Source organism: Asaia bogorensis NBRC 16594 (assembly GCF_001547995.1).
Classification (GTDB): Bacteria; Pseudomonadota; Alphaproteobacteria; order Acetobacterales; family Acetobacteraceae; genus Asaia; species Asaia bogorensis.
In genome coordinates, this window is the sequence record NZ_AP014690.1 from 2127436 (window position 1) to 2150111 (window position 22676).

General features: G+C 59.8%; 19 protein-coding genes. 7 read left to right on the top strand and 12 right to left on the bottom strand.

The genetic code is table 11. The features are described from left to right. Positions 1-120: 120 nt before the first annotated feature. The 8 genes from Asbog_RS09520 to tkt form a co-directional block, all read right to left on the bottom strand. Positions 121-657: a gluconokinase gene (locus tag Asbog_RS09520; protein WP_062164969.1), complete on the bottom strand. Its 537-nt coding sequence runs from the start codon at positions 655-657 to the stop codon at positions 121-123. After that, positions 654-1373, bottom strand: a complete 720-nt coding sequence (gene rpiA, locus Asbog_RS09525; RefSeq protein ID WP_062164970.1) for a ribose-5-phosphate isomerase RpiA — start codon at positions 1371-1373, stop codon at positions 654-656. The genes Asbog_RS09520 and rpiA overlap by 4 nt, the downstream gene beginning before the upstream one ends. Beyond that, positions 1366-2115, bottom strand: coding sequence for a 6-phosphogluconolactonase (gene pgl / locus Asbog_RS09530; RefSeq protein WP_062164971.1), 750 nt, complete (start codon positions 2113-2115; stop codon positions 1366-1368). The genes rpiA and pgl overlap by 8 nt, the downstream gene beginning before the upstream one ends. 95 nt (positions 2116-2210) lie before the next feature. Beyond that, positions 2211-3074, bottom strand: a complete 864-nt coding sequence (locus tag Asbog_RS09535) for a Cof-type HAD-IIB family hydrolase (RefSeq protein ID WP_062164972.1) — start codon at positions 3072-3074, stop codon at positions 2211-2213. A 28-nt stretch (positions 3075-3102) separates the two neighbouring features. Then, entirely contained in the window at positions 3103-4650 is a 1548-nt protein-coding gene (gene zwf / locus Asbog_RS09540; RefSeq protein WP_062164973.1) for a glucose-6-phosphate dehydrogenase, read from the bottom strand. A 133-nt stretch (positions 4651-4783) separates the two neighbouring features. Beyond that, positions 4784-5779 (bottom strand): phosphogluconate dehydrogenase (NAD(+)-dependent, decarboxylating), encoded by a 996-nt coding sequence (gene gnd / locus Asbog_RS09545; RefSeq protein ID WP_023978565.1) that lies wholly within the window; start codon positions 5777-5779, stop codon positions 4784-4786. Positions 5780-5870: 91 nt separating this feature from the next. After that, positions 5871-8738, bottom strand: a complete 2868-nt coding sequence (locus Asbog_RS09550; RefSeq protein WP_062164974.1) for a bifunctional transaldolase/phosoglucose isomerase — start codon at positions 8736-8738, stop codon at positions 5871-5873. Between the two features lie 157 nt (positions 8739-8895). Further along, positions 8896-11016, bottom strand: a complete 2121-nt coding sequence (gene tkt, locus Asbog_RS09555) for a transketolase (RefSeq protein WP_023978566.1) — start codon at positions 11014-11016, stop codon at positions 8896-8898. A gap of 1421 nt (positions 11017-12437) precedes the next feature. On the opposite strand from tkt, the gene Asbog_RS09560 reads away from it, so the two are divergent. The 6 genes from Asbog_RS09560 (at position 12438) to Asbog_RS09585 (ending at position 16756) form a co-directional block, all read left to right on the top strand. Beyond that, complete coding sequence (locus Asbog_RS09560; RefSeq protein WP_062164975.1) at positions 12438-12953, top strand: ankyrin repeat domain-containing protein; 516 nt, start codon at positions 12438-12440, stop codon at positions 12951-12953. After that, on the top strand, positions 12950-14017 hold the full coding sequence (locus Asbog_RS09565; protein ID WP_062164976.1) for a pyridoxal phosphate-dependent aminotransferase: 1068 nt from the start codon (positions 12950-12952) through the stop codon (positions 14015-14017). The genes Asbog_RS09560 and Asbog_RS09565 overlap by 4 nt, the downstream gene beginning before the upstream one ends. A gap of 124 nt (positions 14018-14141) precedes the next feature. Continuing rightward, positions 14142-14426 carry a hypothetical protein gene (locus Asbog_RS09570; protein WP_023978569.1) on the top strand — a complete coding sequence of 95 codons (285 nt, stop codon included), beginning with the start codon at positions 14142-14144 and terminating at the stop codon, positions 14424-14426. Positions 14427-14512: 86 nt separating this feature from the next. Next, positions 14513-15754 carry an aminopeptidase gene (locus tag Asbog_RS09575; RefSeq protein ID WP_062164977.1) on the top strand — a complete coding sequence of 414 codons (1242 nt, stop codon included), beginning with the start codon at positions 14513-14515 and terminating at the stop codon, positions 15752-15754. Beyond that, positions 15751-16278, top strand: a complete 528-nt coding sequence (locus Asbog_RS09580) for a hypothetical protein (RefSeq protein ID WP_146926367.1) — start codon at positions 15751-15753, stop codon at positions 16276-16278. Before Asbog_RS09575 ends, Asbog_RS09580 begins: the two co-directional genes overlap by 4 nt. Before the next feature lie 70 nt (positions 16279-16348). Continuing rightward, entirely contained in the window at positions 16349-16756 is a 408-nt protein-coding gene (locus tag Asbog_RS09585; protein WP_062164978.1) for a hypothetical protein, read from the top strand. Positions 16757-16846: 90 nt separating this feature from the next. Here the strand turns inward: Asbog_RS09585 and Asbog_RS09590 are convergent, their stop codons facing one another. Then, positions 16847-17191 carry a hypothetical protein gene (locus Asbog_RS09590; protein ID WP_062164979.1) on the bottom strand — a complete coding sequence of 115 codons (345 nt, stop codon included), beginning with the start codon at positions 17189-17191 and terminating at the stop codon, positions 16847-16849. Between the two features lie 509 nt (positions 17192-17700). Here Asbog_RS09590 and Asbog_RS09595 point away from each other — a divergent pair. Next, positions 17701-18444, top strand: a complete 744-nt coding sequence (locus Asbog_RS09595) for a response regulator transcription factor (RefSeq protein ID WP_035443908.1) — start codon at positions 17701-17703, stop codon at positions 18442-18444. Here the strand turns inward: Asbog_RS09595 and thiD are convergent. From thiD to ftsH, 3 genes are all read right to left on the bottom strand, one after another. After that, on the bottom strand, positions 18427-19227 hold the full coding sequence (gene thiD, locus Asbog_RS09600) for a bifunctional hydroxymethylpyrimidine kinase/phosphomethylpyrimidine kinase (protein WP_062164980.1): 801 nt from the start codon (positions 19225-19227) through the stop codon (positions 18427-18429). The two genes, Asbog_RS09595 and thiD, sit on opposite strands and share 18 nt — an antisense overlap. Continuing rightward, the gene (gene glmM, locus Asbog_RS09605) at positions 19227-20594 is read right to left on the bottom strand and encodes a phosphoglucosamine mutase (RefSeq protein ID WP_062164981.1); all 1368 of its coding nucleotides are present in this window, start codon (positions 20592-20594) and stop codon (positions 19227-19229) included. Before glmM ends, thiD begins: the two co-directional genes overlap by 1 nt. Before the next feature lie 109 nt (positions 20595-20703). Continuing rightward, entirely contained in the window at positions 20704-22626 is a 1923-nt protein-coding gene (gene ftsH, locus Asbog_RS09610) for an ATP-dependent zinc metalloprotease FtsH (RefSeq protein WP_062164982.1), read from the bottom strand. Between the last annotated feature and the right edge of the window lie 50 nt (positions 22627-22676).

The following is a 22676-nucleotide window of genomic DNA, read 5'->3' on the forward strand; positions in this document are numbered from 1 at the left end:
AACAACTCTGCGGATCAGCCTGTGCATAAGCTGTTCACGAGCTTGGATAGAATCTGATGACAGCCTTTTTGGATCGATCCACAAACTGCACGTGAATCGATCCGGATGTTGAGGAAAAGCCTAGCCGGCCTTGGATTTCAATGATGCGATCAGCTTTGCCATGACGATCTCGGGCGTACCCGCACTATCCACAGTCACCACATTCTCGTCCGGGCCTGGCGGCTCCAGCGTGGCAAGCTGGCTGGGCAGCAGCGATGGCGGCATGAAATGGCCGATGCGATGCTTCAGGCGCTCGGCAATCGTGCGCTCGCTGGTCTCGAGATAGACGAAGGTGACATTCAACCCGCTACGCAGGGTGTCGCGATACTTGCGCTTGAGGGCCGAGCAGGTCAGAACGCCGCCGGTTGACGCATGATCACGAAGCCATTCGTGGCAGATCTTGAGCCACGGCGCGCGGTCTGAGTCGTCCAGTGGGATGCCGCTATGCATCTTGGCAACATTGGCGGGCGGGTGAAGGTCATCCCCCTCCTGAAACGGCCATCCAAAATGATCGGCAAGCCCCTGTGCCACGGTTGTCTTGCCGCAGCCCGATACCCCCATGACGACAAAAAGCCCGGGCGCCGCACGATCGGCGGCAGGGTTATGCGCGGCGCTCATGCCTTGAGCCTCTGAAGACCGGACACGCCCGCCACCAGCACTTCGGTGGTGATGTCCAGAAACAGCCCATGATCAACCACACCCGTGATCGAGATGATGCGGTCAGCCAGGCCACGCGGGTTTTCGATGCGCTCGTAATCGCAATCGATGATGATGTTGTGGTTGTCGGTCATGTAGAGCGACCCGTCCTCATTACGACGCGGTATGCAGCTCTTGGCACCCGTCTGACGCAGCAGGTTCTCGACACGCTCCCAGCCCCAGGGGATAATTTCGACGGGCACAGGCATATGAGTGCCGAGATCCGTCACAATCTTGCTCTCATCAACGATCACGATGAACTTGCGCGCCGAGACCGCCACGATCTTCTCACGCAGCAACGCGCCGCCGCGTCCCTTGATGAGGAATAGCGAGCCAGTCTGGACCTCATCGGCGCCGTCAATGGCGACATCGAGATACGGATCATCGGCAAAATTGGTGATGGGGATGTTCAGGCTCTGGGCCTGGGCCGCGCTGGCCTCTGAGGTCGGAATTGCGCGTATCTTGAGCCCTTCACGACGGACGCGCTCTCCGAGCGCGTCGATCATGAACTTTGCGGTGCTGCCCGTGCCAAGACCGACGGCCATGCCATCTTCGATATAGGCAATGGCGTGGGTCGCAGCCTCTCGTTTCAGCTCGGCGACACGTGCTGCGGCATCCTGTGCGCTGAGATCAGCCATTTGCCAGATCTCCGGCAGCTGCCTTGTCCGTAAGGAACACGACCTCACCTTCCGACGTGATATGCGATGACGGCAACGAGGCGTCACCCGCCCTCACACGTGCAAGCATCTCGGCTTTGCCTGCCCCTTCGATCAGGAACACTACAGCACGGCTGGAATGGATGGCTGTGTAGGTCAGTGACACGCGGTCATGCGGTGCGTTGTCAGGTGTGCAGGCCGCCACCCATTTCTCGCGCTCCTGCAGGATAGGCTGACGCGGAAAAAGCGATGCCGTGTGACCGTCGGGGCCCATGCCCAGCATGACCACGTCGAAAAGCGGGCGCCCCGGGATGAGGTGATGGCTGCCATAAACATCCACCAAGGCGGCCTGATAAAGAGCCGCATCATGCTCGGGTGTGCCATCGGCCGGGATGGGATGAACGTTCTCGGGCGGCAGGTCGACCTGATCGATCAGGATTTCGCTCGTCATGCGGAAATTGCTGTCTTCATGGGTGAAGGGCACATGCCTGTCATCACCAAAGAAGATCTGGGTACGACGCCACGGAAACTGGGCGGCATAAGCCGGCTCAGCCATGATCTTGAACAGGCGCTTGGGGGTCGAGCCACCCGAGAGCGCGACAACGAACGGGCCGTCTTTCTTTGCAAGCGCCTGATCGAGAAGCCACTGCGCCATCTTGCGGGCTACGGCCTCGCCATCTTCCAGAACCACGAGCCGGGCCGAGGTCACATCATGTCCACTCATCTATCTCATTCCTTCTTCTAGGGCTTCCAGGGGGGCCTTGCGCAGCGCCGTCGCGCCGCTATGCCGCACGACGATTCCACTTTCAGGCCCGCGCCTCAGGCCGCGCCCGGTGCACGGGGGAGAACGTAGTCACGCATGGCTTGCGCCCAGCCATCTGCGTCGTTTCGCCCTGTCGTCACATGGGCATGAGCGCTGACTTCCTCACTGGCATTTCCCATTGCGATGCCGAGCCCGGCAATGCTGAGCATCGGGACATCATTGGACATGTCCCCAATGCAGGCAACCTCACTCATGGGTATGCCAAGCCGCTCTGCCAGAGCACGGGCAGCGAAGCCCTTATTGGCATCCTTGTGCGTGATATCGAGGTAATAATCCGACGACCGGTGCACACTGGCCTGCCCTTTGAGCATGGCCCCGATCTCGATTTCCATACGCTGCAGAAGCGCAAAATTGCTGCTGGCCGCCATGATCTTGCCGACACCGGCCATGTAGGGTCGGAAGTCAGGAACGACAACAGGCTCGATACCGACCGATTTGCGTTCATGGGCCACGTAATAGGCGCCCGGATCGCGGATCAGCCAGTCATGGTCACGAAACAGCCAGGTGTCGATTTTGTGAACCGACAGGGTATCGCAGGCCGAGACCACGCAGCTTTCGGGCAGGACGAGGTGAGAGAGAATCTCGTCATCCGGGCTGACAATCAGACCACCATTAAGCGCTCCGAAAGGCGTCTGGAGCGCCAATTCGCGATGGTAGCGCAAAATACCCTCTGCCGAACGGGAGCTGACCAGACACAGGGCAATCCCGGCCTTAGCCAGATCCTGCGCGGCCGCGAGTGTCGACGGTGCCAGGGATTTGTCAGGGCCGATCAGCGTGCCGTCGATATCGGAGACGACAAGCCGAATTCTGGATGCCTCGGGCGGGAGAGCATCGTGAATGGCATCCAGTTCGATTGTCATGAGGTCTCCTGTCGTTTTTCCAACGATCTTAGTTGTTCAGATCAAGCCAGCGACGACCAGAACGCGCGAGTAGCTCATCGGCTTCACGCGGGCCGTCCAGTCCGCCCGGATAGAAGCAGAGCGGGGACTTGTCAGCGATGTTCTGCGTGAAGGCAGGTTCCACAATGCGCCAGCCTTCTTCGATGGTATCGGCGCGCTGATAGAGCGTCTGGTCACCGATCATGCAGTCATAGATCAACGTTTCATAGCCGGTGCTCGGCCCCTCGCTGAACCAGTCGGAATAGTCGAACTTCATGCGCACACCGCCGAGGCGGACCGAAGGACCCGGCACCTTGGCCGAAAACTGCATGGTCACGCCTTCGGTCGGCTGGATATGCAGCACCATGATATTGGGGGTGAGCTTGTCCACCGGCGTATCGCGGAACAGCGCAAAGGGTGCCTGCTTGAAGTGAATGGCAATCTCGGTCTTGCGACGACGCAGACGCTTGCCTGTGCGCAGATAGAACGGCACGCCAGCCCAGCGCCAGTTATCGATGCGCAGCTTCATCGCCACATAGGTTTCTGTCTGGCTGCCCATCGCGACATCGGGCTCCTCGCGATAACCGCGAAGCGCCTCAGCCTCATCACCCACGCCGAAAGAACCGCTGACATACTGACCGCGCACGACCTGAGAGAGGTCGATGGGCTGGATGGCACTCAGCACCTTGGCCTTCTCGTCACGCACGGCCTCAGCATCGAAGGAGGTCGGGGCTTCCATGGCAACCATGGAGAGAAGCTGCATCAGATGGTTCGGCACCATGTCACGAATGGCACCCGTGCTTTCGTAGAAGCGACCGCGGCGTTCGACACCAACGGTTTCCGCTGCCGTGATCTGTACGTGGTCGATATTCTGGCGGTTCCAGAGCGGCTCGAAGAAGCCGTTGGAAAAGCGCAGGGCCAGGATGTTCTGGACCGTTTCCTTGCCGAGATAATGATCGATACGATAGATCTGGTTTTCGTCCAGCGAGCGCAGCAGACGGGCATTCAGCGCCTTGGCCGATTCCAGATCCGCACCGAAAGGCTTTTCGATGATCACGCGGCGGGAGATCGTATCGGTCTGGTCGGCCAGCCCTGACTCACCCAGAAGATCGACGATCGGACCGAAGAACCTTGCAGCAACTGCGAGATAGAACACGGCAGAACGCTCACCGAGACGTTCCTTGAGGGCCTCAAAGGTCGAGAGCTCCTCAAAGGAGCCACGCAGATAGGTGATGCTTTGCGAAAGGCGGTTCCACACATCCTGACGCAGCGTCGTGGCGTTGGTCCCACGCTTGCTGACGAAGTCATCCAGCGCGCCTTTGAGCTGCTCGAGCAGCCCTTCTGTCGTCATCTCGGCCCAGTCGACCACGATGATCGAGAAATCCTCACTGAGAAGACCGGCGGAGTCCAGATTATAGATAGCAGGGACGAGAAGACGTTTGGTCAGGTCGCCACCACCGCCGAAAATGACCATGGACCCGGGAGGCGCCTGGCGAACCCCACGCGTTGTCTCGTTATTGGACAATGCCGCATGTGCTGAAGCGGAAACGTCGACCATATGCCAAACCTTTTTAGTCGATAATCGGAAAGCCGGAGTGCGAGCGGGAGCATTCGGACTCCCGCTGGCATTCAGGCAGACAGCTTAGGGAAAAAAAAAGGGCCGGGACCAGAGAAGGTCCCGGCCCGTCATGTCACTTCTTCTCGACGTGACCGCCGAAACCAAAGCGCATCGCAGAGAGGATCTTCTCTGCGTAGTTGTTGCCCGAACGCGAGCGGAAGCGCGTAAAGAGCGAGGCCGTCATGACCGGAACCGGCACCGATTCCTCGATAGCGGCTTCGATCGTCCAGCGACCTTCACCGGAATCGGCCACTTCGCCCGAGAACTCGGAGAGGGATTCGTTCTTGGCGAGTGCATCGGCGGTCAGGTCGAGCAGCCAGGACGACACGACGCTGCCGCGACGCCAGACTTCAGCAATATCGGCCATGTTCAGGTCGAAGCGCTGGTCTTCCTGCAGGACCGGCGAATTCTTCGACTTCATGACGTCAAAGCCTTCAGCGAAAGCCTGCATCATGCCGTATTCGATGCCGTTATGGACCATCTTGACGAAGTGACCCGAGCCGGCCGGGCCGCAATGCAGATAGCCTTCCTCGGCGCGGGGATCGAGGCCCTCACGGTCGCGACCGATGGTGCGCACGACGTCGCCCTTGCCCGGTGCCAGAGCCTTCAGGATCGGGTCGATATGATCGGCCGAATCCTTGGTGCCGCCGTACATCATGCAATAGCCGCGATCGAGGCCCCAGACACCGCCCGACGTGCCGACGTCGATGTAGTGGATGCCCTTCTCCATCAGCTCATGAGCGCGACGGACATCGTCCTTGTAATAGCTGTTGCCACCATCGATCACGATGTCGTCCTTGCCGAGCAGGCCGCGCAGTTCCTGCACGCAGGCTTCGGTGATCTCACCGGCCGGCAGCATGACCCAGACGATCTTGCGCTCTGCCGAAAGCTTGCTGACCAGATCGGCCACCGAGTTCGCGGCGATCGCACGGCCCTTCTCGGCACGGTCGAACGTCTTGGTCACAACTTCAGGCGTGCGGTCGAACAGCACGACGTCATGACCATGACGGGTCAGGCGCACTGCAATGTTGCCGCCCATACGGCCAAGGCCAACAATACCGATTTGCATCTCTAAAACTCCTGCACAGTTTTCCTGTGCCCTCTAACTACAACGTCAAAAAACAATCCGCCCCGTTGGAGCGGGGCGGATTGCGTCAGTCTCAGACGGCTTTCTTGATGACCGTCGCCAGTTCGGCGAGGCCAGCTTCAAGCGGTCCCTTGATATGCACACGCAGGGCGCGACGGCCACGCTCGGACAGCACGTCGAAATCGCCGCGCGCCTGAGCTGCCTTCACCACACTGAACGTGAAGCGTTCACCCGGCACAGCGAGATCGGCATGATCATCTGCCGTGATCTGAAGGAACACACCGCTATCAGGGCCGCCCTTATAGGCCTGGCCGGTCGAATGTAGAAAGCGCGGGCCGAATTCGGCTGCCGTTGCGACCTTGAGCTGGTCACGCAGGTTGAGGCGAACGTTCTGGATCCACTCGCGCGTCTTCAGATCACGCTCCACATAGGCGAGAACACCCACGTAGTCGCCAGCCTTCACACGACCGAAATGCGCCTTCAGGATTGCAAGCGCATCGCCACCGCCCAATGCCTTGGCATTGGTGTCGTCAGCGAAGAACTCGAACGCACCCGAGGTTGCAAACGGCGTCTCGGCCGGAAGCTTGCCCGTCTCGTTGAAGGCGGTCGTGAGCTTCTTGGTCTCGATCTTGCTGAACTCGACATCCGGCTGATCGAACGGATCGATTGCCAGCACCGAGCCCGCAACGGCCGTGGCATACTCCCAATGGAAGAATGCCTGGGCGATATCGAGCTTGTCAGCCAGGTCGATCGTCACAACCGGCTCACCAGCGGCAACGAGAGCGGCAATGGCCTTTTCCTGGTTCGGGCAAGGCGCATCCGTCAGGCGCAGATAGGCGAAGACGCGATCCTTGCCGTAAACGCCCGGCGCACCGAGGGTCTCGTCATCAATCGGGATCAGGCCAGTGCCCTTCTTGCCGGTCGATTCAGCCAGAAGCTGCTCAAGCCACGCGCCAAGGTCATAGATCGCAGGCGAAGCGATGATCGTCACCTTGTCACGACCAAACTTCGTTGCGGCCGCGCCAAGGATGGCACCGAGCTGAAGCGCCGTGTTCTGCGCCGGCGGGGTGCTGGCCGAAGCGCCCTTTACGGAACGCAAAGCCGATTCGAGGAACGCACGAACGTTCAGACCAGCGGCCGCTGCGGGGACGAGACCGAAATTGGACAGCACGGAGAAACGGCCACCAATTTGCTTCTCACCGTAGAAGGTCTTCCAGAAGCCATCGCCCTTTGCCACCTGCTCCATATGCGAGCCAGGATCGGTCACGGCAACGAAATGCTTGCCGGGGGCCGAGCCGAGCGCCTTTTCGGCAGCGGCGAAGAAGTAGGCCTTCAGAATGTTCGGCTCCAGCGTGCCGCCCGACTTAGACGAGACGATGAAAAGCGTGTTCTTCAGGTCAACAGCATTCTCGTACGTCTTCACCTGCTGCGGGTCCGTGCTGTCGAGCACGTGCAGCTTGGGGAAGCCTGCGATCTGGCCGAAGGTCTCCGAAATCACTTCCGGGCCGAGGCTCGAACCGCCCATACCGAGCAGCAGCACATCGCTAAAGCCCTTGGCCTTGACTTCGCTGGCGAAGGCTTCGAGCTCGGCGGCATGAGCCAGACGCTCATCGACGATATCGAGCCATTTCAGCCAGCTGGCTTCGTCACCGCCAGTCCAGACAGAGGCGTCCTTGGCCCAGAGCTTGCGGCCCTTGCCGGTCTTGCGCCAGTCTTCGAGAACCGCATCAGAGGCGGCTTTCAGATCGGCCGGTAGTTCGGCCTTCTGCTCGATCAGTTTGGACCCGAGAAACGTGGCCTGCTTGTTTGCTACCGCCCCAAGCAGCTGGTCGAAAGCGTCGCAGAACGAAGCGCAGCCTTCTGTTACAAGGGTCTTGGTGACGCCATCGAGGTCGAGGCCGAGCTTGGCCTGCTGCTCGAGCACCTTGAAGGCATCTTCCACGTTTTCGGTCAGGCTGGCGCGCAGCTTGCCATGATCACGGAAGGCATCGAAGGTTGCGGGCGGGATGGTGTTGACCGTGTCCTCACCGATCAGCTCTTCAACATAAAGAACGTCCGAGAAGGTCTTGTCCTTGGTGCCCGTCGAGGCCCAGAGCAGACGCTGCGGCTGAGCGCCAGCAGCGGCCAGCTTCTTCCAGCGCTCGGAAGCGGTCACTTCGAGATAGTGCTGATAGGCAACCTTGGCGTTCGCGATGGCAACCTTGCCACGCAGAGCCTTCAGCGCCTCGGCATCCTTGTCGCCTTCCTTCACGCGGCGGTCGATGGCACCATCGATCTTGCCGTCGATGCGCGACACGAAGAACGACGCCACGCTGGCGATCTTGCTGATATCCTTGCCCGCTGCATGACGGATCTCAAGGCCCTTGATGTAGGCTTCGAGAACGTTCTTGTAGGCTTCGAGCGAGAAAAGAAGCGTGACGTTGACGCTGATGCCTTCCGAGGTAACTTCCTGGAATGCCGGAACACCTTCAGGCGTGCCCGGAATCTTGATCATCAGGTTTTCTTCGCTCACGGCAGCCCACAGACGGCGGGCTTCGTCAGCCGTGGCCTTGGTGTCGAAAGCGAGATAAGGCGAAACCTCAAGGCTCACATAACCATCGAGGCCCTTGGTCTGCACGAATACCGGGTGCATGACCTTGGCGGTTGCCTTGATGTCGGTGATGGCCAGCTTCTCGTAAAGCTCACCGGGGGAGAGGATTTCCTTCGCCAGCAGATCCTTGATCTGGGCGTCGTAATCCGTGCCATACCCCATGGCCTTCTCGAAGATGGCGGGGTTGGAAGTGACGCCACGCAGGCCATCTTCGTCCACCAGCTTCTTCAGGCTGCCATCGGCAGTATAGGATCTCTGGATGAAGTCCAGCCAGGGTGACTGGCCAAATTTGGAAAGGTCACGCAGCGGGTTCCCGCTCGTGGCGGCACCCTGCTTCTGTTCGACGTCCATGACGTACTCCTGTCTGTCCACCTGACGGGTTCCCTGTGGACACCCGTCTCAGCTCAGGTCGGCCTTCCGACCCTGACCTCAAATTGAGGGGGCCAAAGCACGCTAGGGCCCCGAAAGGCCCGACCGCCGAGGAAGCGGTCAGGCCCCGGTAGTCGTCTTACTTGCGGGCAGCCTGCTCGCGGGCCGCGTCGTAAACCTTCTCCGGCGTGAAGCCGAACTTGGTGAGAAGGCTCTTGAGCGGTGCCGAGGCGCCGAAGCTGTTCATCGCGATGATCGAACCGCCGATGCCGGTGTAACGATCCCACCCGAAAGCGGCAGCCTGTTCAACAGCCACACGTCCCTTGACGTCCGGCGGCAGCACGCTGTCCTTATAGGCCTGATCCTGCTCCTCGAAGAGGTCGAAGGACGGGAAGGAAACGACGCGGGCCTTGATGCCTTCGGCCGTCAGCTTCTCATAGGCGTCAACCACCAGCGAGACTTCCGAACCAGAAGCCATCAGGATCACATCCGGCTTGCCTTCACAGCTTGCCAGGACATAAGCGCCCTTTGCCACGCCAGCGGCGGAGGCATACTTGCTGCGGTCCAGCGTCGGCAGGTTCTGACGGCTCAGAACGAGCACGGCAGGCTTGTGCGTCTGCGGGATCAGGGTGCGCCAGGCTTCAGACACTTCGTTGGCGTCGCCGGGACGAATGGTCATGATACCAGGTGTGGCGCGCAGCTGGGCCAGCTGCTCGATCGGCTGATGTGTCGGACCGTCTTCACCAACACCGATGGAGTCATGGGTGAAGATGTAGATGACCGGCAGCTCCATGAGAGCCGACAGACGGATCGGGGCCTTCATGTAATCCGAGAAGATCAGGAAGCCCGAACCGTAGGTGCGCAGGCCAGCCAGCGCCATACCGTTGCAGATCGACCCCATGGCGTGTTCGCGAATGCCGAAATGGACATTGCGGCCGCCATAAGTACCACCCCACTGCGGCGGCTGGAACGAACCAGCGCCCTCGAAGGTCAGGTTCGTCTTGGTCGAGGGCGAAAGGTCAGCCGAACCACCGATCATCCAGGGGATGTTCTTGGCGACGGCGTTGATCAGCTTGCCCGAGCTGGCGCGCGAGGCAACACCCTTGGCGTCGGCTTCCCAAACCGGAATATCCTTGTCCCAGCCTTCCGGCAGACGACGCTCGAAGATCGCGCGCAGCTCGGCGGCTTCCTTCGGATATTCGCTGGTGTAGCGGTCGAACAGCGCATGCCATTCCGCACGAGCCTTGGCACCGCGCTTGCCGAGGCCTTCCTGGAAGTGCTCCAGAACGCCTTCCGGCACATGGAAAGCATCGGTCCAGGGCCAGTGATAGGCCTTCTTCGCGCCGGCGATTTCTTCTTCGCCAAGCGGCTCGCCATGGGCAGAGGCCGTACCGGCCTTCTTGGGCGCACCGAAACCGATCACCGTGTGCATCACGATGAGGCTCGGACGATCCTTGACCGAACGGGCTTCCTCAAGAGCCTTGCTGACAGCGGCGATGTCATTGACATCGTTGACCGTCACCACGTGCCACTTATAGGCGCGGAAACGCTCAGCCACGTTTTCCGTGAAGGCGAGATCGGTCGAACCTTCGATCGAAATCTGGTTGGAGTCATACAGCCAGATCAGGTTGCCCAGACCCAGGTGACCCGCCATCGAAGCCGCTTCAGATGAAACGCCTTCCATCATGTCGCCGTCACCACAGAACACATAGGTGTGGTAGTCGAACAGATCGAAGCCGGGGCGGTTGTAATGGGCAGCGAGATACTTCTCGGCCATTGCCATACCGACGGAGTTGCCACAGCCCTGACCCAGCGGGCCGGTGGTGGTCTCAACGCCGGAGGTGTGGCGGAATTCCGGATGACCAGGGGTCTTGGAATTCAGCTGACGGAACTGCTTGAGATCTTCGAGGGTCAGCGACGGGCTGTCGAGAACCTTGTCCTTCACCACATCGCGGATGCCGGTCAGGTAAATCGTCGAATACAGCAGCATCGACGCGTGACCGACGGACAGCACGAAACGGTCGCGGCCAGGCCACAGCGGATCGGCCGGATCGTATTTCAGGTCGTTCTGCCAGAGGGTGTACATGACAGGAGCCAGCGCCATGGCCGTTCCCGGATGGCCTGAGTCGGCCTTTTCCACACCATCCATCGACAGGGTGCGGATGGTGTTGATGCTCAGCTGCGCGATGTCAGAGACACTGGCGCCGGCCGCTCCACCGGTTTCCGCGCCGAACGCGGACGGGTTGCTACAAGAACGCATCAAAAATCGACCTCCGAATTAACTCTCTGCGATGGAAAACCATCAGCCGGACAGACACCAATGTTCAAGACCGGTTTGCTGTCCGAGACAACCCCATCGGGGATCCTTTTCGTATCGGCGACCATGCAGAGTCAGCGACCACCCTCACCTTGCACGGCGCACCGTGGGGAGGCGGTTTCCAAACACCCTGACCATACGCCCTGGTCAGCGCGATGTTCCGCTGGACTGCACATATTGCCTCAAATTCCCGACAGCATTGAAACCAGACTGAAGCCTACCGGCCAGGCAATACATTGCGTTGCGCATAAAGCGCCCATTGCCCACATTGTGCTAGAGCCAAAACCATCACGACTGCTCGACTACACGAAAATTTGCAGCATTTGCCGCGACGCGGTCGCAACTGGGGCCGCGCAACGATGGATGGAGTTGCTGTAAACCCGCCTCTTATCGCTTTTCCCCGCCCAACGGCCCATCCAAGGCGTGTCGGTGGCTCCGCCGGGGTTGTCATACGATCTTCATGATGAGCGACGAAATCGAGACGGGGCGGCTCACCAACCTGACGCCCGTCTGTTTCACTTTTCTCGCAGAGGGCGCTGCTGGCCGGGCCGTCGTGAAACTCATATGTCCTACACAGGTCGTTCTGCGCTGAGGCGACCGGGTAGCGGGCGCTTTGAGGGACTGCACCAGCTTGCCCCTCGCGCCGCCAGCCACTTCAACACTTCGCCCCGACGCGCACTTGGTTGGAGAGCTCCCCATCATCCACTTCCCGCGAACGCGAATTCCAGCCAGACCACCCTCTTGTGACGATCAACACGCATAGCGCCGGGAAGGTGCCGGTCCATTCACGCGTTTACGGGTCGGGTGCATCATCATGGCAAAGGAATGATAAGGCGTTGCTATCCTCGCTCCCGTGATGGCGCCCCCTTGGGCGCACCCCGCGTCAGCAGAGCCATGCAACAAGGTGTTCTTCCACCCTCTGAGGCGCCCGGTCGCCCGGTATCGATACCACCTGCTTCCGGCCCTGAATCAACGGCTTGGGGCGCTTTATCTCGTGCTGCCTCGCATCGGCACCCAATGACCCACGAGACGCTCCGCGCGATCTCCAGATGGCTCTCGAGCAGACGACAACCATCAGCAATCGAGCGATGGCACCACACAAGCGAGCCCACCATTTGCAAAGGTCCATCTGATGGATAGCAGCCCTTAGCCCCCTGCCCATTGGCCGAACCAAACAGGCTCGCTGCATCGCCCGACTACCTCGCAAGGTGCGCTTCGAGCGCAGCATCAGAGGGCAAGTCACCACAGGACACGAGCCATCTAAATCTACAGGGCTTCTTTCGGATCGACCGGGGCTCGGCTATGATTTCTCTCTGCGATCCCCGTGACCGCGCCAGTTCAGGAATGAGAGTCTCCACCCCACGATGACCGAGATGATGCCGGCAGGCAGTTTTTCGCCAGAACAGATCACCGCGCTTTTCATCGATGCCGCCCGCGTGGACGACACCGACATGCTGACGCAATTTCTCGATGCAGGCATGACAGTCGATGCACAGGACAGCCGCGGCTACACGGCTTTGATCGTAGCGGCCTATAATGGCGTCCTGCCCGCGACGGCGCTGCTTCTTGAACGCGGCGCCAACCCTGACATGCAGGATGCAAAAGGTGCGACAGCCCTGTCGGGGGTCGCCTTCAAGGGGCATCTTGCCGTGGCCGAATTGCTCGTCAGCGCAGGCGCCAGTCTCGATATACCCAGCCATCTGGGCCGCACGCCGCTCATGTTTGCCGTCATGTTCGGACGTCAGGATATGGTGCGGTTTCTGCTCTCGAAGGGTGCCAATCCTGCCCATCGTGATGCAGAAGGCCTGTCCGTGCTCGATATCGCGGAATCGCATGGGCAGAGCCATCTTTTCACCTCAAGCGAAGCGGATTTCTCATGAGCCGGTTCTGGAACCCGCTGGTTGCGGATCTGCACCCCTATATCCCGGGCGAGCAGCCGCATTTCACTGATATCCTCAAGCTCAACACCAACGAGCTTCCCTATGGACCGAGCCCGGCCGCGCTGAGCGTCATGCAGGAAGGCTGCAACGATAGCCTGCGGCTCTATCCGGACCCCACAGCCCGTGATCTGCGCCAGAGCATCGCGTCGGTCTATGACACGGTGCCGGAGCGCGTTTTTGTCGGTAACGGGTCTGACGAAGTGCTGGCCCATGCCTTTCGGGCGCTGATCGCACCGGAAGCGCCCATGCTCTTTGCCGATGTGAGCTACGGGTTCTATCCCGTCTATTGCGGTCTGTTCGGTCAACCCTATCAGGAAATACCGCTCAACGAACGCTTCGAGATCGACATCGAGGATTATGCCATCCCGTGCGGCGGCATCGCAATTGCCAATCCTAACGCCAATACCGGGCACGCCCTGTCACTCGGGGCGATCTCGCGCCTTGCAACGCTGCAGCCTGACCGCACCATCATCATCGACGAAGCCTATGTCGATTTTGGCGCCGAGTCCGCTGTGTCCCTCACCCGGGAGCATGACAATCTGCTGGTCGTGCAAACCCTTTCGAAGTCGCGCGCCCTAGCCGGATTGCGGGTTGGTTACGCCATAGGCCACCCGGACCTGATTGAGGGACTGATCCGGGTCAAGGACAGTTTCAACTCCTATCCGCTCAGCCGCCTCGCCCAGGCCGGGGCCTCTGCCGCCATTGCCGATACGGCCTGGCTGATTTCGACCACCGGGCGGGTTATGGCGAGCCGCGACAGGTTTGTGCAGGCCATGAGCGGGTTGGGCTTTGACATTCTGCCCTCCTGTGCCAATTTCGTTCTGGTGCACCATCCCGCGCACAAAGCTGGCGATCTGCTGGCCGGGCTTCGGGAGCGCCACATCATCGTCCGGCAGCTGAGTGCCCCTCGCATACGCGACTGGCTTCGCATCACGATCGGCACGGATGATGAGATGAGCCGCCTGATCGAGGCGCTTGCTTCAATGGGTCTGACCGCGCGCTGAGTGTCAGCGCAGTCACCCTTCTGACCTTCACATGACGGGGCTGGCCCGGCGCGATGAGTCGTCGGTCTGGTTCCATGCCGAAAAACGAGTCCCGGGCTGACCGGGCAGATAAAGAGATTTTACGATGCGTTCGTACACAGGACAGCTTTCAGACAACCAGCCCATCCGGCGCAACTTGGCCGAGAAGCAGAAGCAGCTGCGTGACCTCAAGGAAACGCTCGCGACAATGAAGCCGCATACATCGCCTTCGCTGAAGGAAAGTGTGCAACGTCGTATCCGCGAACTCGAGGTCGAGATCCGTACCGCGCCACGCAATGACAAACCCGCGACGCAGGACAAGGCACAGCGCAACGAGCGTCAGCGCCGTGCGCCGCGCCGCGCCCATCATGCCGAGACATTTGGCGAGTAATCTCGTTCGATCAGGCGCCCCTCACCCGAGGTGAGCAGGGCGCCGACCCGGAGTCGAACAAAGGCTTGCCCCGCAGGAGAAACGTGATGTCTGAAGCCACCCTCTCATTCACCGAGCGTCTCGACAGACTCGGCGAAGTTGCCGTTCGTATCGGGCTGAATCTCCAGCCCGGCCAGGAACTGGTGATTTCAGCGCCGCTTGAGGCCGTCTCGCTGGTGCGCCGCATCACCGAGCACGCCTATCGCGCCGGCGCGAGCCTCGTCACCACGCAATATGCCGATGATGAGGCAACGCTGGCACGCTACCGCTTTGCTTCCGATGAGAGCCTCGACAAGAGCGCCCAGTGGATGGCGGATGGCATTGCACGGGCCTATCGGGAAGGTGCCGCGCGTCTGGCCATTACCGGCAGTAACCCGACCCTGCTCAACGGGCAGGATCCGGCCCGTGTGTCGCGCGCAAGCCGCGCTGCATCGCGTGCCAGCCGTGAGGCCATGGAGATCATCACGCGCTTTGACACCAACTGGACGATTGTTGCCTATGCAACAGCCAGCTGGGCGGCGCAGGTCTTTCCCGATCTGCCGACACAGGAAGCGCAGGATCGACTCTGGAACGCCATATTTGCCTCGTCCCGACTGGATGCTGCTGATCCTGTCATCGCCTGGAAACAGCATAATGCAACCCTGCATGCCAAGGCGGCGATGCTGAATGAGCGCCGCTTTCATGCCCTGCACTTCACCGGCCCCGGCACGGATCTGACTGTGGGTCTTGCAGATGGTCATGCCTGGGCGGGCGGTGCCGAGCGCACGACAAACGGGATCGATTGCAACCCGAATATCCCGACCGAAGAGGTCTTTACGACTCCTCACAGCCATCGGGTGAGCGGGCACGTTTCAAGCACCAAGCCGCTCTTCCATCAGGGCACGCTGATCGACGAAATCCGCGTGACCTTTGCTGAGGGGCGTATCATCGAGGCCCACGCTGGCAAGGGAGAAGATGCGCTGCGCCGGATTCTGGAAACAGATGAAGGCGCCGCCCGCCTTGGCGAAGTGGCTCTGGTGCCCCATGCTTCGCCCATCTCGGACACCGGCATCCTGTTCCGCAACACGCTGTTCGATGAAAATGCCTCGAGCCATATTGCGCTTGGTCAGGCCTACACCAAATGCCTGTTCGACACCGAAGGGGCCTCGGCTGAAATGCTCGCTGCCCGCGGTGCCAATACAAGCATGATCCATATCGACTGGATGATCGGCTCGGACAAGATCGACCTCGATGGTCTGGCTGACGACGGCACAGCGACACCGCTGATGCGCAAGGGAGCGTGGGTATGATGAGAATGCACCTGACAAAACTCGCTGCGCTAGGCTTTGCGCTTGGCGCCTCACCTTCTCTGGTAGCAACCAACGCCTTGGCGCAGAACGCGCCTGGTGGTGCGCAGAGCCAGCAGAGCATCCCGCCCGAAATGAGGCAGGATATCGAGGCAGGGCTGGGTTATCCCCTGCCTGCCGACTTCATGCCGCGTGCAGCCCAGACCGTGCAGGCGCTTCAGGCGGCCAATATCCGACCGCCCAACTCCACCCAGATATCGCTGCGGGCGACAATCGCCCAGATGCAATCCATCCCGGGTTTGCCTGCCATCCTGAGCGCACACGGCTTCACGCCAGAGACATTCGTGATGGGCATGACCGCCTTCGGGATGACAGTTGCTGCGACAAATGGTCAGCCTCTGCCCGCTGGTCTGCCTGCACCGAACCCGGCCAATATTGCCCTCTTTCACGCCCATCCGGATCAGGTGACTACACTGATGCAGGCTATGGGAACACCACCGGGGCAGATGCAGGGTCAGGATAACTGAACCGGGCATCCTGAAGGTCATATCCGGGCCACGCCAGGTCCGGATATCCTTGAAGCAGAAAGTAGCAGACATGAAGGAATTTGCCCTCGACCCGGCAACCCTGCCCGAGGCCGATATCCTCGGCCTGGCGCAAACGGGACAGCTTTTACGGGCGGAGCGTCAGACACCTGAGAATGGTATTCCGGCGTTCATCTCCCGCGAAGACTGGGATCGTACGCGGGCGCGTTTTGGTGCGTGTGGCAGGGACAGCGGTGATCTTCTTACCGCCCTCGAGAAGGCCGTGCAGCGCCTTATGGGTCATGCCGCCGAAACCCTTGCAACGCGTGAAGCCGGTGTGGTCAGCGCCATCCTGAGCGCCCGCACCGACCTGTTCGACGATGGTGGACCAACCTATCTCTCTTTCCTCCGCGACGCCACCCACCCGGTTGCGTGCGTCATCATTGGCAGTCGCCCGTGGCTCACGACTGACGCGGCCTGAAAACGCACTGCCTCAGCATTATCGGATTGCGTCAGCGACACCCCGAGACGTTCAGCCTCTAGACATAGGCCCAACCGGCCTGCAAGGCGCTTATGCTTTGGGGGCATCGCTCAAAGCTTCAGCCTCTCCCTGCCCCGTCCCCTCAGTCGTGCTTCCTGTTTGCGAGCGTTTGATAGCGGCGCGCGCCTGTATGAATGCCTGATACGCCACGGCAACATCAATGGCGACCTCGCGCTCCGCGAGTCTCGCCCGTTCAATCGACGCACGGGCTTCTGGAAGCCAGTTGACGAACCCTTCAACGGCGCTGTCCTCATCGTTGGAAGCCAGCACATTGCGCTCGGCACTGACGATTTCGGCCTCGGCATTACGCCTGGCGCGCCGTACGCCGGTCTCTCGTCGCAGGACCGCAGTCAGGGCCTGCGCCCGATCCATCATCTCATGCCATCTTTGCAGCCGGGTGCTCTTTCTGATTCGCACGGCACTCACTTCTCATTACCGGCCCGTCGACGCGCGTGACTTGCCAAAATACATGACGAAATCATCAACATCGCCATCGTTGAGCAGCCGAGGTTAGTTAATTTCACGATCAAAGGCACATGCCGTTGGAGTGATCAATGAAGAATAGGCGCTTGAAAATACAACCTGTGCGCGCATCCCGTGTGTCGCGGCGCTCTCTACAAGACGAGCTTAGGTCGAGGCTCGTTAACGGCCGTTAAATAATCTATATGTTAGTGTAATCAAAACTATAAAACACTCCGACAAACCTCAGATACAGCTTCGATTTACCCGAGGATTCGAAAGCCTGTTTCAGAGAAATTGTAAGATTAATCCGTTAAAGACTCGTTACCTACACCAAGAAATGTTTTGCCGTTAAACAAGTATTTTTCTTGCCGACAGCAACCTTAGGTAGTAACTACGACTCATCAACCCTGGAGATTGATGAGATGCGCCTCCTTCTTGTGGAAAGCGACCAAGCTACAGCTCAAGCGCTGATCAAAACACTCAAACAGGGCGGTATTACTGTTGATCATGCCCAGACCGGGCATGAAGCAATCGATATGCTGCGCCATTATGATTATGATCTTGCCCTTACAGAACTGACACTCGAAGATCTGGAAGGATATGAAGTCATCCGACGGGTCCGTAAAACCCAAATCCAGACCCCGATTATTGTCCTGAGCGGAATGACGCGCCCCCAGGCCAAGATAAAGGCACTTCATGCCGGAGCCGATGACTACATCACCAAGCCGTTCGATACTGACGAATTGCTGGCGCGACTTCAGGCTGTACTGCGCAGGTCAAGAGGGTTCAGCACAACGGTCATGACGGTAGGACCGCTTTCGCTCGACCTCAACGCAAAGAGTGCATCGGTCAATGGCAATCCTGTGCAGTTGACCGGCAAGGAATACGCCATACTGGAGCTATTGGTGCTACGGCGTGGGAATGTTTTGACGAAGGACGCCTTCCTCAACCACCTTTATGGTGGCATCGACGAGCCTGAAATGAAGATCATCGACGTGTTCATCTGCAAGCTACGGCGCAAATTGCAGCAATTTGGCGCGGGCCAGATGATTGGCACAGTCTGGGGTCGGGGTTACGTTCTGCGTGACGAAAACAAGCCTGTCTCTGTGGTCCCGGTTACGGAGCCATCCCAGCATTCTCTTGGAGCGCTACAGCCCGCGCTCTGACGAAGGAAGATGGTTCATCGGGCGGGCAGTTCCCTTTCCATAGGAGGGTGCCTGCAAGATGGCCTGCCGGACATAATGACGCGCCCGCGTCACCGCCGCCGGAGCATCCAGCCCCTGCGCAAGACCGGTAGCGATCGCGCTGGCTAGAGTGCACCCTGTGCCGTGAGTGTGAAGCGTCTCGATCCGTTCATCGGTGTAAAAGCGTGTGGTTTCCCTATGCACAAGGATATCCGTCAAATGTGGCCCTGTAAGATGGCCACCCTTTGCCAGAACCCATTCGATCCCCTGTGACCGAGCCAGCCCCCGCGCGGCCTCAAGCATGTCATCCCTGCAGGACAGGGCATCACCATGAAGCACCTCAAGTTCCGGCAGGTTGGGCGTTAGCATGAAACAGCGCTTATAGAGCCGCGCCAAGGCGACCTCACCATCCGGGGCCATCAATTTCGCGCCGCTCGTGGCGACCATCACAGGGTCAATCACACAGGGGATGGAGGGGTATTTGGCCAGAACCTGGCCCACAGCCTCCATGATGCCCGCATTGCCGAGCATCCCGAGCTTGATGACGTCAGCGCCGATATCCTCGAGCACCATCGTCATCTGCTCTGCCACCATATCGGGCGCCATATACTCGATCCGGCTCACGCCTGACGTATTTTGCGCGGTCACGGCGGTCAGGGCCGTCATGGCAAAGCCGCCCAGTGCGGTGACCGTCTTGATATCGGCCTGTATTCCGGCGCCTCCACCGGAATCGCTGCCTGCTACAATGAGGACCCGGCCTTGCATCAGGCAGCGACGGCTCGCTGAACGGCATCACAGATCAAAGCGACAATTTCCTCGACAAGAGCGGGGTCTTCGGCCTCGGCCATGACACGGATGAGCGGCTCCGTTCCACTCTTGCGCAGTACCAGACGACCAGTGCTTCCAAGACGCGTTTCCGCCGCCTTCCTCGCCTGTGCCAGCACATCAGTCGAGAGCGGATCGCCTCCCTGATAACGCACATTGCGCAACAGCTGGGGATACGGCTCGAATACACGAAGGATCTCGCTGGCTGGCCTCCCTTCCTCAACCAGCACTGCGAGGACCTGCAACGCAGCAATCAGTCCGTCACCGGTGGTTGCGAAATCGGACAGGATCATATGGCCTGACTGCTCGCCACCAAGCTTGATCCCCTGCTCGCGCATCTTCTCAACCACGTAGCGATCACCGACCGCTGTGCGATGTAGCGTGATCCCATGCCCGGCGAGTTTCTTTTCCAGACCGAGATTGGACATGATCGTTGCGACAGCGTCATTGCTGCCAAGACGCTCGTTCTTCTGGAGGAACAACACGATCAGACCAAGGATCTGATCCCCATCCACAATCTGGCCTTTCTCGTCGACGACGATCAGGCGGTCGGCATCTCCATCGAGCGCAATCCCGAGATGGGCACCATGCTCCAGCACGGCACGCTGCAAGGTCTCCGGGTGGGTTGATCCGCAAGCCGCGTTGATATTCACCCCGTTGGGCTCGCACCCGATCTTGATGACTTCGGCACCCAACTCCCATAGGGCTGCCGGGGCTACGCGATACGCCGCTCCATTGGCGCAGTCGAGCACGATACGCAGGCCGTCGAGTCGTGATCCCTTGGGAAAGGCTGCCTTGGCCGACTCGATATAGCGCCCGGCTGCATCGTTGAGGCGCGACGCACGACCCACTTCTTCAGGAGAGGCCATTTGATTCGTCAGATCCTGGGCCATCATGGACTCGATCTCTGCCTCGACCTCATCCGAGAGCTTGAAGCCATCAGGACCGAACAGCTTGATCCCGTTATCCCCGAACGGGTTGTGCGAGGCCGAAATCATGACCCCCAGATCGGCGCGCAAGGAGCGTGCGAGCATCGCAATGGCCGGTGTGGGCAGAGGCCCAACAAGGATGACGTCCATACCAGCCGACAGGAAGCCTGATACGAGGGCGCTCTCAATCATGTAACCCGAGAGGCGGGTGTCCTTGCCAAGTACAACGCTGTGACGATGGGCACCACGACGGAAATAGAGACCGGCTGCCTGCCCAAGGCGGAGGGCAACGTCCACGGTCATGGGAAAAGTATTGGCCTCGCCTCGGATACCGTCAGTGCCAAACAGCTTGCGGCCTGTACTGGATTGCTTGCTCATGATCGCCCTTCCTGTCGCTTGCTTCTGCGCGAGACATGAGGTTCTTCAAGCACACCGCGCCATACGAAAAAAGGGGGCTTGCGCCCCCTCTCCTCAATAGTTGCGAGCCTCAGCCTGCTTGCGGCGACGGATCCAGTGCTTCGGTTGACCCTCCCGTCTTGGCTTTGACTGTAGGCACTGATGAGCGCCGGTTTTCGGGGGCCGAATCATCCACCTCAATACGGGTAATTTTCTCACCGCGCAGCACACGTGCGACCTCATCACCAGACAGCGTTTCATATTCCAGAAGCGCCTTGGCGACCCGGTGCAGCGCATCGATATGCTCCAGCAAGAGCGCGTGAGCCTGACGATACGCCGTATCGATCAAAACCCGAATCTCGCGATCGATTTCCATCGCAGTCTGCTCGGACACGTTCTTGTTCTGCGTCACGGAGTGTCCCAGGAATACCTCCTGACCATTATCCCCGTAAGCGACCATGCCGAGCTTCTCGCTCATGCCCCACTCAGTGACCATGCGGCGCGCGTAATTCGTCGCCATCTTGATGTCACCAGAGGCACCGGTCTCGACATTCTCGGCGCCGAAGATGATCTCTTCAGCAGCACGGCCACCCATGGCCAGCACGAGCTGCGCCTTGAGCTGGGTCCGGCTCATGTTCAGACGATCACCTTCCGGAAGGATCTGAACCATGCCAAGCGCACGGCCACGCGGAATGATGGTCGCCTTGTGGATAGGATCGGAACCGGCAGTCAGTAGCGCACAGATGGCATGCCCCCCTTCATGGTACGCTGTCTTCTTCTTCTCGTCCTCGGTCATGGCCAGTGAGCGACGTTCGGCGCCCATCAGAACCTTGTCCTTGGCATTGTCGAATTCGAGCATTGCCACGGTGCGCTTGCCCAAACGGGCAGCGAGCAGAGCGGCCTCGTTGACCAGATTGGCAAGGTCGGCACCGGAGAATCCCGGCGTACCACGGGCGATCACCTTGGGATCAACATCCGACGCCAGCGGTACCTTGCGCATATGGACGCGCAGGATCTTCTCACGCCCTGCAACATCCGGGTTCGGCACCACGACCTGACGATCGAAACGACCGGGGCGGAGCAAGGCAGGGTCGAGCACGTCAGGACGGTTTGTCGCCGCGATGAGGATCACACCCTCATTGCTCTCGAAGCCGTCCATCTCCACCAGCATCTGGTTGAGGGTCTGTTCGCGTTCGTCATTGCCGCCACCCAGACCTGCGCCGCGATGGCGTCCAACGGCATCGATTTCGTCAATGAAGATGATGCACGGTGCCGATTTCTTCCCCTGCTCGAACATGTCGCGCACACGTGAAGCGCCGACACCCACGAACATCTCGACGAAGTCCGAACCGGAGATCGTGAAGAACGGCACGTTGGCTTCACCCGCGATAGCACGCGCAAGCAGGGTCTTACCCGTACCCGGCGGTCCAACAAGCAGCGCGCCTTTAGGAATTTTGCCGCCCAGGCGGGTGAATTTCTGCGGATCCTTCAGAAACTCGACAATTTCCTCAAGCTCGGCTTTCGCCTCGTCAATGCCGGCCACATCGTCAAATGTGACGCGTCCCTGCTTCTCGGTCAGAAGGCGGGCACGCGACTTTCCAAAGCCCATGGCCCGGCCACTGCCAGACTGCATCTGCCGGAAGAACAGGATACCGATACCCAGGAGGAAGATCATCGGCAGCCAGCTCGTGACCGCGCGCAGGATGGGGCTGCCATCCGCGTCAAGCGGCTTCGCAACAACCTCCACGCCCTTGCCCGTCATCCGTGGCACGAGGCCAGGGTCGACCGGCGCATAGGTCTCGAATGACGTGCCGTCCTTCAAGGTGCCTGTGATGTTCTGGTTTTGCACAACGACAGAGCGCACCTTGCCTTCATCGATATCGGTTACGAAATCGGAATAGGCGAGTTGCTGCGCCGCGTGCTGGCTTCCCGTGGGCTGAAACGCCAGGAAGAGCAACAACGCCAGAACGATGATGATCACCCAGAGTGCCAGATTGCGGCCAAAATTGTTCATCACGGTCTCTATTGTTTCCAAATAACAGGTGCCAGGCCATGCGGCCGGCG

What these genes read in the sequence shown, in the direction of transcription:
- Asbog_RS09520 (WP_062164969.1), bottom strand. Translation starts at nt 657, where the DNA reads ATGAGCGCCGCGCATAACCCTGCCGCCGATCGTGCGGCGCCCGGGCTT.
- rpiA (WP_062164970.1), bottom strand. Translation starts at nt 1,373, where the DNA reads ATGGCTGATCTCAGCGCACAGGATGCCGCAGCACGTGTCGCCGAGCTG.
- pgl (WP_062164971.1), bottom strand. Translation starts at nt 2,115, where the DNA reads ATGAGTGGACATGATGTGACCTCGGCCCGGCTCGTGGTTCTGGAAGAT.
- Asbog_RS09535 (WP_062164972.1), bottom strand. Translation starts at nt 3,074, where the DNA reads ATGACAATCGAACTGGATGCCATTCACGATGCTCTCCCGCCCGAGGCA.
- zwf (WP_062164973.1), bottom strand. Translation starts at nt 4,650, where the DNA reads ATGGTCGACGTTTCCGCTTCAGCACATGCGGCATTGTCCAATAACGAG.
- gnd (WP_023978565.1), bottom strand. Translation starts at nt 5,779, where the DNA reads ATGCAAATCGGTATTGTTGGCCTTGGCCGTATGGGCGGCAACATTGCA.
- Asbog_RS09550 (WP_062164974.1), bottom strand. Translation starts at nt 8,738, where the DNA reads ATGGACGTCGAACAGAAGCAGGGTGCCGCCACGAGCGGGAACCCGCTG.
- tkt (WP_023978566.1), bottom strand. Translation starts at nt 11,016, where the DNA reads ATGCGTTCTTGTAGCAACCCGTCCGCGTTCGGCGCGGAAACCGGTGGA.
- Asbog_RS09560 (WP_062164975.1), top strand. Translation starts at nt 12,438, where the DNA reads ATGACCGAGATGATGCCGGCAGGCAGTTTTTCGCCAGAACAGATCACC.
- Asbog_RS09565 (WP_062164976.1), top strand. Translation starts at nt 12,950, where the DNA reads ATGAGCCGGTTCTGGAACCCGCTGGTTGCGGATCTGCACCCCTATATC.
- Asbog_RS09570 (WP_023978569.1), top strand. Translation starts at nt 14,142, where the DNA reads ATGCGTTCGTACACAGGACAGCTTTCAGACAACCAGCCCATCCGGCGC.
- Asbog_RS09575 (WP_062164977.1), top strand. Translation starts at nt 14,513, where the DNA reads ATGTCTGAAGCCACCCTCTCATTCACCGAGCGTCTCGACAGACTCGGC.
- Asbog_RS09580 (WP_146926367.1), top strand. Translation starts at nt 15,751, where the DNA reads ATGATGAGAATGCACCTGACAAAACTCGCTGCGCTAGGCTTTGCGCTT.
- Asbog_RS09585 (WP_062164978.1), top strand. Translation starts at nt 16,349, where the DNA reads ATGAAGGAATTTGCCCTCGACCCGGCAACCCTGCCCGAGGCCGATATC.
- Asbog_RS09590 (WP_062164979.1), bottom strand. Translation starts at nt 17,191, where the DNA reads ATGATGGATCGGGCGCAGGCCCTGACTGCGGTCCTGCGACGAGAGACC.
- Asbog_RS09595 (WP_035443908.1), top strand. Translation starts at nt 17,701, where the DNA reads ATGCGCCTCCTTCTTGTGGAAAGCGACCAAGCTACAGCTCAAGCGCTG.
- thiD (WP_062164980.1), bottom strand. Translation starts at nt 19,227, where the DNA reads ATGCAAGGCCGGGTCCTCATTGTAGCAGGCAGCGATTCCGGTGGAGGC.
- glmM (WP_062164981.1), bottom strand. Translation starts at nt 20,594, where the DNA reads ATGAGCAAGCAATCCAGTACAGGCCGCAAGCTGTTTGGCACTGACGGT.
- ftsH (WP_062164982.1), bottom strand. Translation starts at nt 22,626, where the DNA reads ATGAACAATTTTGGCCGCAATCTGGCACTCTGGGTGATCATCATCGTT.